A 12,285-nucleotide genomic window follows, 5' to 3' on the forward strand; every position below is an offset into this window, starting at 1 on the left:
TGCCCTGGTGTGCACGAACCGCGTTCGACCCCCGTCCACGCCACCACGCGGTGCTCTACTCGGCCTCATGGACAACGACATCGTTCGCCACTCCCGCCACGTGCCCTGGGTGGCGATGGTCGTGGCGCTCTCGGTGACAGCCGCGGTGCTCACCCCGGCCCGGCCTTCGAAGGAAGGACTCGCGCGTGAGGACGGCGGCGACCGGAGCGGCGTGCTGGACCTGCCTCCTCCGCGCGTGCGGGACGGGGGAGACCGGACCGAGCAGGGAGACGTTCGCCGCCTTCCCGATACCGGGATCACGCCCGTCAACCGCGTCGAGCCGAGTCCGGGCGGTTCCGTCGCCGGTATTCCCGTCACGCTCTACACCGCCTACCGGAACGCGACCACGGCACTGGCGGCGTCGCAGCCCCGGTGCCGCCTGCCGGCGACCTTGCTCGCCGCGATCGGCAAGGTGGAGTCCGACCACGCGCGAGGAGGCAGGGTCGACGCGTCCGGTACGACGACACCGCCGATCATCGGTCTCCGGCTGGACGGAAGTCCTGGTCTCGCGGCGATCTCCGACACCGACGGCGGGGCGTACGACGGCGATGTGACCTGGGACCGGGCGGTGGGGCCGATGCAGTTCATCCCCGGCACCTGGCGTCGCTGGGCGACGGACGGCAACTCCGACGGGAGAAGCGATCCGCACAACGTCCACGACGCGACGGTCGCTGCCGGGCGCTATCTCTGCGCCGGCGGACGAGACCTGTCCACGCCGGGTGGTCTCAGGGCGGGGGTGTTGAGCTACAACCACTCCGAGCACTACCTGAACACGGTCCAGAAGTGGATGGACGTGTACCGCACGGGCGCTGTCGCGTTCCCCGACGTCTCCGGTGCGCCGGATGGTGCGGCCCCACCGGCCCAGGACCCGGTGGCACCTCCGCCCGAGGTCGTGGTGCCCGCACCCGGCACCACACCCGTGCCTCTGCCGACCCGGCCTCCCACCACCCAGCCGCCGGCGACGCAACCACCGAATCCTGGCACGACGCCGCCGCCCGCCACGTCACCCGGCATTCCGCTCGCGGATCTGGTCGACGGGGTGACGGGGACGGTCTGCGTGCTCGACGGACTGATCGTGCACGTGACCGACCAGGCGACCGGTCTGCTGGCCGGGTTGACATCGCTGCAGCTCCCGGCCGGGCGTCCGGCTGACCTCGAAGAGTGCCCGCCTGTCCGGTGAGGGTGGTTCCGTCACCGTCACCGTCGCCGATGACCTGCGTGGTTCCTTGAGCAGCAGGCGCACGGCCAGGTGCAGGCCGAGCCGCTCGTCGGGGTCTCCCAGGTCCACCGCGATGAGCGAACGGATCCGTTCGAGGCGCTGGAGGACCGTGTTGCGGTGGATTCCGAGGTCCAGTGCCGTTCCGGTCGCGGACGACTGTCTGTCCAGATAGGACGCGAGCGTGCGCAGGAGCTGGCCCGCCGGGTCCGCGGTGATCAACGGCCTGAGCAGCTGGGTGGCGGAACCGAGCTGGGTGTCGGTGACGTAGTGGTTGATCAGCAGCCTGGCGGCGCTGCGGGTGCCGACCCGTTCCACCGCACCGGGTTCCTCGCGCGTCAGTGCGATCGCGCAAGCGTGGCGGGCGTCGGCGAGGGAGTCGCGGATGCCGGCGGTGCCCTCCGCCGGTGTGCCGACACCCGCGCGCATGCGCAAGCCCTCGCAGGAGCCCTCCACCTCCAGCAACGCGTTCTGCAGCGACAGCACAGTTGCGGCCTCGTGGTCCTCGTCGGTGATCCAGAACGACCACCCGTCGCCGTCCGGCACCGGGCTCGACGTCCCGTCCACCGAGGCGAGCGCTTCCCCGAGGCGGTAGGAGAGGAAGGACCGGGAGACGGCACCACCGTCCGCGCGGATGTGCACGCCGGTGTGCAGGCCTCCGAGTCGCCAGTTCGCCGCGGTGGCGCTCTCCAGCACGTAGGTGGACGGCGCCTCCGCCTCGTCCAGCAGTCGTGCCAGAAGCGCGGCGCGTGTGCCCGCCACCCTCTCCAGGGTGAGGGAAACCGTGGCCATGTAGGCGATGAACGCCCAGACGGCGACGCTCAGGGCCTGGCTCACCGTTCGTGCGAGAGAGGGGACGAACGGGACCACCGCGGCGATCCTGAGGTTCACCGGGCTGGTGGGCACGAACCTGATCGGCTGGACGATCACCAGGGAGTCGTCGCCCACGGCGTGCACGCGTTGTGCTCCCGTCACCGCCTCCCCGCGGCCGGCGTTCGTCCGCAACGCCTGGGGTGGAAGCCATCCCGCCACCACCCGGTCCTGCGGGTCGACCACTCCCACCGGGAGGTGCAGGACGCTCGACAACACCCTGACCATGCCCTCCGCGTCGGCGATCTTCTGGTGCAGCTTCCGGGTGACCATGCCGATCACGGCGGCATCGGAGGACTCGGGCTCGGTCAGCAAGAGGTTCATGATCGGGACGAGACGTCCCGGTTGGTCGTCCACGTCCGTCAGCACGACGGCGACGCCCAACTGGTTCGCGAGAGCGCACACCGCGGCCGGTGTTTCCGCGCGGGCGCCGGGGACGAGCAGGCCCGCCGCCCTCCTGTCCCCGGCCACCCGCAACGCCAGGACGAACCCGGGCTGGTCGACGGCGAGACCGGGATCCTCGACGCAGATCAACGCTCCCGGCTCCACGTTCGACATCCCGGAGACACCGGTCACCGCGACGACCGCGCTCACCGGGCGATCCGACAACCGATCAGCGGTCACCACCTCGTGGTCACCCGTACAGCCGAACGCCAGCAGGTCCCGCAACGTCATCGGCATCGTCGCCCCCTTGGCCTAGGCCGTGTCCCGGAAGTTCGTCCGGTGACAGACGCGGGCGAACTTCCGGGACACGGCCTGGAAGCACATCAACAGATCTGATGGCCGAGGTGTCCGCGGAAGCCGGAACTTCCACTCAGGCAACGACGAATGGTTCGTCCAGATACGGAGGGGCCCCCGAATGCCTCAGATGAGCCCTTCCTTGAGCGCGAACGCGACCGCGTGCGTGCGGTTGCGGAGCTGGAACCGGTTCACGACGTCGTGCAGGGCGTTCTTGATCGTCCGCTCGGAGTAGGACAGCTGCGCCGCGATCTCCTTGACCTCCATGCCCTGCGCGATCATCCGCAGGACGGAGGCCTCCCGGTCCGACAGTCCGGTGAACTTCAGCCCCTTGGGGGCGAGGACCTGGTGCTGGAGCCGGCTGACCTGTGCCAGCAGTCTGCCCACGAGCCTCGGTGAGAGGACGCCGTTCTGCTCGGTCGCCTGGGTGATCGCGGTGACCAGTCGTTCGGGGGTCGCCTCCGCTCTGGCGACGACTCCGCGCGCTCCTGCCTCGATGGCCGCCAGCAGCGCGGCGTCGTCGATGGCCGACAGCACCAGGATCACCTGGCCGCCCGAGCGCGCCCTGAGCTCGCGGACCAGGCGCAGGATGTTCTCGTCGGCGATGTCGTTGACCACGACCGACACGACCTCCTGGCCGAGGTCCGCCCCGGTGACCAGCTCGACCTCCTGGCAGGACCGCAACTGGGCCGTCACGCCGGTCTTCAGGATGGGGTCGGTCGACGCCACGTGAACTGGAATCCGGCGCATGTGTCCTCCTGAGCTCCGCGAATGGCCTGCTGCGCAACAACTATGGCGCGCGTGCTCAACATGGGCTCAACACGGGAAACTGCCGGTCGTGCTCGTCGCCGGCTCAGCGGACGAGGGCGACCGTGAACTCGCCCGACGGGGTGCAGGGATCCCGCTGGTTGGTGCACGAGACGGCGAGGCTGACCCGTTCGCCGGGAGCCAGCAGGGGCGGGGAGTCCGGGACGAAGACCACGGGCGCGTTGCCGTCCCGGTTGACGACGGCGAGGTCGACGACACCGATGGCGACGGTCCCGTGCAGGATCCGGAGAGTTCCGGAGTCCGCCTCGGGATTGCGCAGCCTCACCGACATCACCCGTTTGCGGGGACCGTCGGGTACCACGTAGGAGAACGTCTGGGGACCTCCGCCGACGTTCGGGAACGCCTGGGTGTCGATGGTGAAGGCCGACGTGACCGGCGCCGTCGTGGAACGGGTCACCACCGGCGCGGCCTGGCTGACGGGCGGGCGCGCAGACGCCGGAGCGGACGAGGTGGTGGCGGTGGTCGTCGTGGCGGAGCTCGGGGACGGTGTCGCCGACGTGGTCCTGACCGGTGCCGGGCCCGCGATGGTGGCGGGGCGCTGGCGGAGGATCATCGTCACGACGATCACCAGCAGCATCAGGACGCCGAACAGGATCGAGATGAGCCAGAAGAAGCGTTGGGGGACCAGTGCCCTCTGGTCGTAGGCGGCGTCGATCTCGATCGCGGGCGAGTCGGGGACGAGCACCCTGATGGTGAAGGGCAGGTGTTTGTCCTCACCCTTCCAGAAGTACTTGTGCGGGCGGGCGCGCACCCGCACGAACGTCGTCGCTCCCGGAGCGAGCTCGGGGTGGGCGGGGGAGACGCGGAAGGACAACAGCGCGTCATCGTCCACACAGGACACTTCTACGTGGAACGGGTGGTTCCCTAGGTTGTCCAGCGCAACCGTGTGCTTCCCGGACATACGCCCAGTGGACGTGACCGGAACGACGGCCGCCTCCACTTGCTCGAACGGCTCAACGGTGACGATTCCCTCTTGCACGACCGAGCCGGCCGGGTCCTCGCGGGACACGACCTGCAACGCGAAGGGGTGCTCGCCCGCGGGCACCTCGTGCGTCCGCGGGGGCAGGAAGGTGAGTTCGACGCTGACCTCCTGCTGTGGCAACAGGTTGGCCACAGCAGGTTTGACCTGGGTCCAGTCCGCGACCGTCCCCCTGACGGAGAAGGCGAACTGGTCGACGACCGCCGAGTTGTTGCGCACCACCACGTGGCACCGGGCGGCGCCGCCGGGCTTCACCACGACCTCGGGCGTGCGGAGTGTGGCGCTCACTGCCATGCCGACAGCGTGGCGCACCGCCGGCACCGGGGCAGCGCCGTGACAGCCCGACCACGGGACACCGTTGAACGGCACTCCAGGGCAACGAAGTGTGCCCGATGTGCGACCTGCCCGGTCCGGGCTGACTGCTATGGGCACTTTGCCGTGTGTCGTCCCAGACGATCCGGGAGATCGTTTCCCCATGCGTCCGAGACACGTCAGCCTGACCCAGGTCACCCCGAGGTCGAGGGTGAGCGGCACCGTTCCCCGCATCGCCGCCCTGAGCGCCCTGGTGAAGGCGGACGCGGCTCGTCTGCGGCTCGTCACCGGGCCCGCCGGCGCCGGGAAGTCCGTGCTCGTCAGGCATCTGCTGGCGGAGCCGTCCGGACCGACTCCCCACGTCGCGGTCGACTGCCCGGCGGTGCGGCCCGGTGAGCTGCCTCAGGTCCTCGGCGGTCTCCTCGGGTCCGACACCGCTGACGTGGACGCGTTTCTGGTGGCGCTGGAACGTCTCGACCACCCGTTGACCGTGGCGCTCGACGGAGTGCACGCGCTGACCCACGCCCCGGATCGGCACGCGATCGGCCGTCTCGTCGCCGAGGCACCGGAACGGGTTCGTTTCGTCGTGACCACGAGGGACGTGCGGGACCTGCGGCTGACCGAGGTGCCGGGGCCCGTTCACCGGCTGGGGTTCGACGAGCTCAGGTTCACCCCCGCCGAGGTGGAGCGGCTCTTCGAGTCCGCGGGATCCCGCCCGCCCGCGGACCCGGAGGCGTTGTGCCGCCGGGTCGACGGGCTCGCCGCCGCCCTCGTGTTGCTGCGCATGGACGTCTCGCTGCTCGACGCCGGGCAGGCCGACGCGGTGTTCGCCGACCCGGTGAGCGGTTCCGACCGCCTGCGGGAGTTCCTGACCAGGGAGGTGCTCGACCCGCTGCCGGCGCCCCTGCGCGACCTGATGATCGACATCAGTCCGCTCGGGCTGCTGGAGGGGCCGATGTGCGACGTCCTGCTGGGCAGGGACGACTCGGGGGACATGCTCGCGGAACTGGCCGCGAGGGAGTCGATGGTCTTCAGGGTCGGCAGCGGTTCCTACCGCCTGCACACGTCTCTGCGGGAACTGCTGGAGCGGCGCCTGGCGGAACGGTACGGCACCCGCCTGACCAGTCAGGCGTACCTGACGGCCTCCGTGATCCTGAGCGAGGCGGGCAGGTGGTCCGATGCCCACCGGTGCTCCGCGAGGGCGGGGGACTGGGTCACGGCCGCGCGGATCGCGCACGAGTACGGGGTGCCGGCGCCGCGGTTCGCCGACCCGTGGGGGACGCTGGCGGAAGCGCGCAGGCTGCGCGCGGCGGGGCGTTTCCCCGAGGCCCACGCGCTCTACACCGAGGCGGTCTCCCGGCTGCCGGAAGGTGTGCTCCGCGACCAGTGCGCCGAGGAACGCGCCTACCTCTCCCACTGGCTCGCGGACATTCCCGTCACGCCCCCGTCGTCCCCGGTCGCGACCGACGTGCTGGGGAGCCTGGTGCTGGCCCTGCGCGCCCGGCCCTCGACCCTGGTGGGGCGGACCGTTCCGTCGGTGACGCCGGTGTGGACGCTGGCGAGGGCGCTCGCCGCGATGGTCGACGGCCGCACCGACATGGCCGTCGAACTCGCCCGGCCCCTCGCCGGTGTCAACGACCCGTTCACCTCGCTGGGCGCACGCATCATGGTCACCACCGTCGAGACGGCCCTGCACGGTCGCGGGACCACGGCCCAGTTCCACGCGCTGGCGGCGGAGGCGGAGGCGGAGGGCTGGCTGTGGCTGGCGCGGTTCGCGCGCGCCGCCACGGCGGTGCTGGACGGAGCGGCCTGCGCCGACGCGCAGGCCGTCCTCGCCGAGTTCGAGGAGGCGGGCGACGCGTGGGGTTCGCTGTTCGCGGTGTGGCTGCTGCTGATCGGGCAGATCCGGGCAGACCTGCCGCACGACCAGGACGTCGTGCGGACGGCGCTCGTGCGGCTGCGGCAACTGGACGCCCCGCTGCTGGAGATGTGGCTGCGCGCCCTGGTGGGTGATCTCGTCGAGCGGATCGAGGCGGAGGACCCCGAACTCGGGCGCACCGGTCCCGGCTGGGCGTGGGACGAGGCGATGGAGCGGCACAACTGCCGGGTGATCGTCGACCTCCTGCGGCGTCCCCACCGCCCAGCCCGGCCGGTGCTCGCACCCGCGGCGGGACAGGCCGGGGAACGGGCCGTGTCCGTCCGGTGCTTCGGCGGGTTCGAGCTGACGGTGGGCGGTGTGGCCCTGGGCCTGGGCGGGCTGCGCGCCCAGGCCCGCCGCGTGCTGCGCGTGCTCGCCGCCCACGCGGGTCAGCCGCTGCACGAGGAACGCCTCATCGCGGTCATCTGGCCGGACACGCCGCAGAGGTCGGCGAAGCGCCGTCTCCAGGTGGCGGTCTCGAGCCTGCGCACCCACCTGAGGGACCGGGTCCCCGGCGCCGAGATAGCCCGGCGGGGCTCCTCCTACCTGTTGAGGCTGCCCAGCGGGTCCGTCACCGACGTGACCGAGTTCGAGAGTGCCATGCGGCAGTGGAGGTCCCGGCCGCGCAACGTCGCCTCGGCCGCGGCCAGGGCGATCGTGGTGACCGTGCTCGACCTGCACCGGGGCGAGTACCTGGCCGACGAGGGCGACGCCGAGTGGGTGCTGACCCGGCGCGAGACCCTGCGGGGCGAGGCCTGTGGCGTGGCCGCCGCCCTGGCACGCCTGGAACTCGACGGGGGCGATCCCGCCGCGGCCATCGGTGTGTGCGAGCGCGCACTGGCCGTGGACGAGCTCGACCACAGGCTGTGGTCGCTGCTGTCGGAGGCCCGCCGTCGCGCGGGTCACCCCGACGGTGCCCTCCGCGCCTGGCGCACCTACCAGGACCTGGTCGCGGAGGGCTGAGCCACCGGCACTACTTCAACGCGAAGAACTCCAGCTCGCTGATGGCGACCGTCTGCCGCTCGGTCCCGCTGTACACGTCGACCACCTCGATCGTGACCGACGTGACGAGAGTGGCGTTCTTCAGTTCCAGCGTCTGGCTGCCCCTCGTGTCCACGGGCAGGACGTTCTCGGACTTCCCCGTGTTGTAGGTGAGCCGGAGGATGGAGGGACGGCCGTTCTCGCTGAAGTTCTGGTGGGCACCGGAGTGGATGATGACCGCCCGGAGCAGGAAGCTCTCGTCGAACCGGACCGTGATCTTGGGCTTGCCGCCTCCCAGCTCGGACATCCAGTAGGTGTCGTTGTAGGTGTCCACGAGCAGCTTGGGGTCGTGGTCCGGCAGGGCGGTGAGCGAGGAGACCGTGGACGGCCGCACGGGATCGAGCGTGGGAACCACCTTCCGGTACAGCGCCCTGGTGTTGTCGATGATCGTCGTGCGGAACGGCGGGTAGAGCGCGTAGACCAGTGTCAGCAGGAGGCCGACGAGCACCAGCGTCGCCCGGACCCGCCTGAAGGTCATCTTCACGACCCAGGACCGGTGGCTCCTGGTGCCCTTCGCACCGGGCCGGGTGCCCAGCGCGTACCGCTTGGTGCGGCGGCGGAAGAGCCGGCGCCACCACACGAGCCTGACGACCCCGGCGTCGGCGAGGGACTCACCGCATCGGCTGCAGAAGTGGCGGCTCGGCGAGTTGCCCTCACCGCAGACCGCGCACACCAGGTCGTCGGGTTCCAGGCGGCGACTCGGCTTCGTCCGGACGATCGCGCGCGTCTTGCGCACGGCCGGTGCGGGCAGCAGCTCCGGGGTCGCCTCGTCCCGCGCTTCGGCACGCCCCTCCACCGGCTTCGCCAGCGACGCCACGAGATCGGCGTCCGGGCGTGACCGGTCCTCACCGGCTGGTGGTGGGGTGTTGGAGGCGGCTCCGGGTGGCGGCGGGGGAGGGGTGGCTGCGCCGGGAGGGGGTGCGCTCGTCGCAGGCGGGGGCGCCGGCGCACCGGGGGGAGGCGGTGGTGCCGCTCCCGGCGGCTTCGCTCCCGGCGGTGCCGGCGGTGCTGGTGGCGTCGCCCCCGGTGGTGGCGGTGGTTTCGCCCCCGGCGGAGGTGGCGGCGCCGCCGCACCGGGAGGGCGCGGTGGAGGTGGCGGCCCGCCAGGCGGTGGCGGTGGCCCACCCGGCGGAGCGGGAGGCGGGGTGGCGGGAGGCGGAGGCTCGGCCTCCGACGTCCACGTCGCCACGGCGGCCGCGCCGGTGCGCGCGGGCTCCACGCGCACCCGTTCGGGCAACCACGAGGCGACCCGGCGGCGCACGCGCTGCCACCAGGTGAGCTTCTCCTCCACGACCGGAGGCGGCTCCTCGACCACGACGATCACCTCGGGCGGAGGCGCGACCTTCTCGCCGTTCCACTCCAGGAAGCGGCCGCAGTCACCGCAGAACGCGTCGGCGTCGCCGTTGTGGTTCCCGCACATCCTGCAGACGATCATCGGATCACCTGCAGGGTGTGGGCGACGTGGACCGGTTTCGCCGCGCGGATCACCGCGGCGACGGCCTCCTCCGACAGCGCGCGCGGGTCGCGCGGCCTGACCACGACGCTGACCCAGTGCTCCACGTCCGTCGGCGGCTCCGGTCGCGGTCGCACCGACCACGACGTGCCGCCGCTCTCGAAGATGTCCACCTCGCCGTCGACGACGACGGTGAGGTGCCGGCGCAGTCCGGCGATCGTGCCGCGCATCCGGAACAGGTCGACGGCCTCCGCGACCACCGCCCGCTGTGCGGTCATCGGCCAGCTCTCGTCGAGCAGGACGCCGAACCAGCTGGACAGCCAGCGCACGAACTCCTCGGGCGCGAGCAGCGGATCGATGTAGGCGTCGACGCAGTCGATGGTGCTGATCAACGGTGCGAGCAGGTCGTCGAAACCGGCGGTCCACCGCACGGCGAAGGTGCTCTCCGCGAACACCGCCGGCAGGAAGTCGATCAAGGGGTAGGGGCTCGGGAGCGTCTCACGGACGGTGACGGGTGACGAGGTCATCTCGACTCCTCCACGCGCACCTGGTGGTCGTAGGAGAACACGAGTCCGCCGGTGCCGACGGGGAGCAGCATCGTCTCCACCCCGCGTTCGCCGGTGACGGGGTTCGCGCCGTAGAGGCGGACGTCCTCGACGATGTCGACGCCGCGCACTCCCTGCAGCACCGCGAAGACCTCCCCGTGCGTCACCCGCCTCCCGAACGGCCAGCCGGTGCCCTCCGGGCCGCCGGTGAGCGGGTTGAGGTACCCGTAGAGCGCGTCGAGCGCGCGGGCGCGGATCTCCTCGGTGTCGAGCCGGGGGCGGGCCACCAGCCGCGTGACCGCGGTGACGCCGCGGTAACGCGGTGGTTCGACCAGGACCCTGGTGCCGACGAGGCGGACCTCGTCGAGCCGGCCGGCGATCCGTTCCAGGGTCGCGGGTGCGGGAACGAGGTCGGCGAACAGCAGTTCGCCCGACCGGTGCGCCGCCGCCGGGACCACGAGCACCTTCACCGCCCCGTGCGGGACGTCGTCCTCCCCGGCCGTCACGCAGTGGATCCGCGCGGCCTCCGGCGCGGCTTCCCTGGAGATCGCCTCGTAGTCCTCCGCCGTGACGGCGCGGCTGCGGGTGCGCAGCATGATCGGTCCCCGCGACTTGGCCTCGGCGAGCGTCTCCCCGTCGACCCCTCCGGACGCCGGCCGGAGGTTGGTCACCCCCGAGACGAACGGGATGGACGCCTTCAGCGTGTCGATGGCGAACCGGGCGACGTTCCCCCGGCTCCCTCCGCCGTGGTAGTACCGCCGTGCCCTGATCCTGGCTCCCTGCGGCGGAACCGCGCCGTGGCGCCGCAGTGAACCGTCCTCGACGCGCACGGCGGGACCGAAGGCGATCTCGCCGGAGACCCAGTCGATGACGAAGTGCCGGTCGTCCGCGCCACTCGCGGAGAAGTCGTCGACGGCGGTCCACTCCTGCCAGCCGTCGCCGTCGGAGACCTCCACGATCGCGGAGTGCGATCCCGCCAGCACGGGAGAGCGGGACAGCCCCAGCCGTTGCCCCGGAACGCCTTCCGACTCTCCCAGCTCCTCGAACTCGACGATCTCCCCGTGCACCGCTCGGGCCGTCGCGCCGACGGTTCCGGCGTGCAGGGAGCGGACGACGGGGGTCGAGCTGTAGGACGGTTGTCCCGCAAGGGGTTCGACCACCCGGATCCTCAGCCAGCCCGCGCGCTGCTCGTCGATGACGCTGGCCTCGTGCCCCTCCGGCAGGTGCACGACGATCCGGCCGGGGCGGTTGAGACCCGCCGTCTCGTCAGTGGTCAGGTCGCACTCGGCCCAGCCGTCGCCCGTCCACGCCTCCCAGACGATCGGCGGGTGCAACGGGTTCACGCCGACACCGGAGATCGCGCCGTCGAAGTCGATGCGCACCGCGCAGGAGGGAGCCGGGTCGAGCAGGCCGACGAGCAGGGTGTCGCCGAGTTCGGGAGGTTCGCTGAACGCCTCGAACTCCTGCCCGATCTCGACGGCCGTCGTCTGGTTCTCACTGCCCACACCCGACTTCCTGACCCGCCGCACGGCGCTGATGGACGTCGGGCTCACCGCGAGGTCCTCGGCCGTGGAGAAGACGATCGCGGCCTCGCTCTCCGTGCGCGTCGTGGACACCGTGGTGCCGCGCCTGATCACCAGGGGCGAGCGCGCGGGTGTGGACAGCCAGAAGGTGATCGGGACCTCCGCCGGCGTCGGCGGGAACATCCGCAGTCCCAGCAGTTCGAGGAACTTGACGTAGAGCCGGTCCGGGACCCTGTTGAGCCGGTAGCACAGCTGCTCGGTCATGAAGGCGAACACCTCGATGAGGGTGACGCCGGGGTCGGACACGTTGTGGTCCGTCCATTCAGGACAGCGGCGCATCACGAAGCGCTTGGCGTCGTCCACGAACTCCTGGAACCGCCGGTCGTCCAGAGTGGGCGCGGGAAGCACCATCAGTAGTCGCCCTCCTCGGGAATCGTGTAGAAGGGGTGGACGAGGTTGCGCTCGTCGTTCTCCCCCTTCACCTGGTAGGTGATCTCGATCAGCAGCAGGCTCGGCTCGTCCGGGTCCGACCGCACGATCACGTCCGAGACGGTCACGCGCGGTTCCCAGAGGTCGAGGGAGGTCCTGACCTCGCGTTCGATGGCGGCGAGCACGTCGACCGATGCGCCCTCGAAGGTGAAGTCGCGCAGCTTCGAACCGAAGGCGGGCCGGAAGGGCCGTTCTCCCGGGTACGTGCGCAGGACCAGCGCCATCGCCTGCTCCAGCTTCCTGGGGCCACCGATCGTGGCGATGGTGCCGTTGGCGGTGACGTCCAGCGGGAACGCCCAGCCTCGTCCGACGAACTCGTCGTCGATCACCAGTA

General features: G+C 71.3%; 8 protein-coding genes and 1 pseudogene. 2 read left to right on the forward strand and 7 right to left on the reverse strand.

Features of this window, described 5'->3' with window-relative positions; translation table 11 throughout:
- The first annotated feature begins 67 nt into the window (after window positions 1-67).
- Window positions 68-1,219, forward strand: a complete 1,152-nt coding sequence (locus ACFWN2_RS03835) for a lytic transglycosylase domain-containing protein (protein ID WP_382424741.1) — start codon at window positions 68-70, stop codon at window positions 1,217-1,219.
- A gap of 69 nt (window positions 1,220-1,288) precedes the next feature.
- Here ACFWN2_RS03835 and ACFWN2_RS03840 read toward each other — a convergent pair.
- The 3 genes and pseudogenes from ACFWN2_RS03840 to ACFWN2_RS03850 form a co-directional block, all read right to left on the reverse strand.
- Window positions 1,289-2,806, reverse strand: a pseudogene (locus ACFWN2_RS03840) (PucR family transcriptional regulator); the annotation flags it as partial.
- A gap of 183 nt (window positions 2,807-2,989) precedes the next feature.
- Complete coding sequence (locus ACFWN2_RS03845) at window positions 2,990-3,613, reverse strand: LuxR C-terminal-related transcriptional regulator (RefSeq protein ID WP_382424742.1); 624 nt, start codon at window positions 3,611-3,613, stop codon at window positions 2,990-2,992.
- Window positions 3,614-3,716: 103 nt separating this feature from the next.
- Window positions 3,717-4,964, reverse strand: coding sequence for a mobile sperm domain-containing protein (locus ACFWN2_RS03850; RefSeq protein ID WP_382424743.1), 1,248 nt, complete (start codon window positions 4,962-4,964; stop codon window positions 3,717-3,719).
- 181 nt (window positions 4,965-5,145) lie between these two features.
- Here ACFWN2_RS03850 and ACFWN2_RS03855 point away from each other — a divergent pair, with 181 nt between their 5' ends.
- Window positions 5,146-7,863, forward strand: coding sequence for a BTAD domain-containing putative transcriptional regulator (locus ACFWN2_RS03855; protein ID WP_382424744.1), 2,718 nt, complete (start codon window positions 5,146-5,148; stop codon window positions 7,861-7,863).
- Window positions 7,864-7,873: 10 nt separating this feature from the next.
- Here ACFWN2_RS03855 and ACFWN2_RS03860 read toward each other — a convergent pair whose 3' ends face one another.
- Genes ACFWN2_RS03860 through ACFWN2_RS03875 form a run of 4 tightly spaced genes read right to left on the reverse strand, consistent with a single transcriptional unit; the run spans window position 7,874 to window position 12,280 of the window.
- Window positions 7,874-9,376, reverse strand: coding sequence for an NADase-type glycan-binding domain-containing protein (locus ACFWN2_RS03860; RefSeq protein ID WP_382424745.1), 1,503 nt, complete (start codon window positions 9,374-9,376; stop codon window positions 7,874-7,876).
- Window positions 9,373-9,921: a phage tail protein gene (locus ACFWN2_RS03865; RefSeq protein ID WP_382424746.1), complete on the reverse strand. Its 549-nt coding sequence runs from the start codon at window positions 9,919-9,921 to the stop codon at window positions 9,373-9,375. The genes ACFWN2_RS03860 and ACFWN2_RS03865 overlap by 4 nt, the downstream gene beginning before the upstream one ends.
- Entirely contained in the window at window positions 9,918-11,873 is a 1,956-nt protein-coding gene (locus ACFWN2_RS03870) for a putative baseplate assembly protein (protein WP_382424747.1), read from the reverse strand. The genes ACFWN2_RS03865 and ACFWN2_RS03870 overlap by 4 nt, the downstream gene beginning before the upstream one ends.
- Entirely contained in the window at window positions 11,873-12,280 is a 408-nt protein-coding gene (locus ACFWN2_RS03875; RefSeq protein ID WP_382424748.1) for a GPW/gp25 family protein, read from the reverse strand. Before ACFWN2_RS03875 ends, ACFWN2_RS03870 begins: the two co-directional genes overlap by 1 nt.
- Between the last annotated feature and the right edge of the window lie 5 nt (window positions 12,281-12,285).

Origin of the sequence: Lentzea sp. NPDC058436 (assembly GCF_042721515.1) — a bacterium.
Lineage (GTDB): Bacteria > Actinomycetota > Actinomycetes > Mycobacteriales > Pseudonocardiaceae > Lentzea.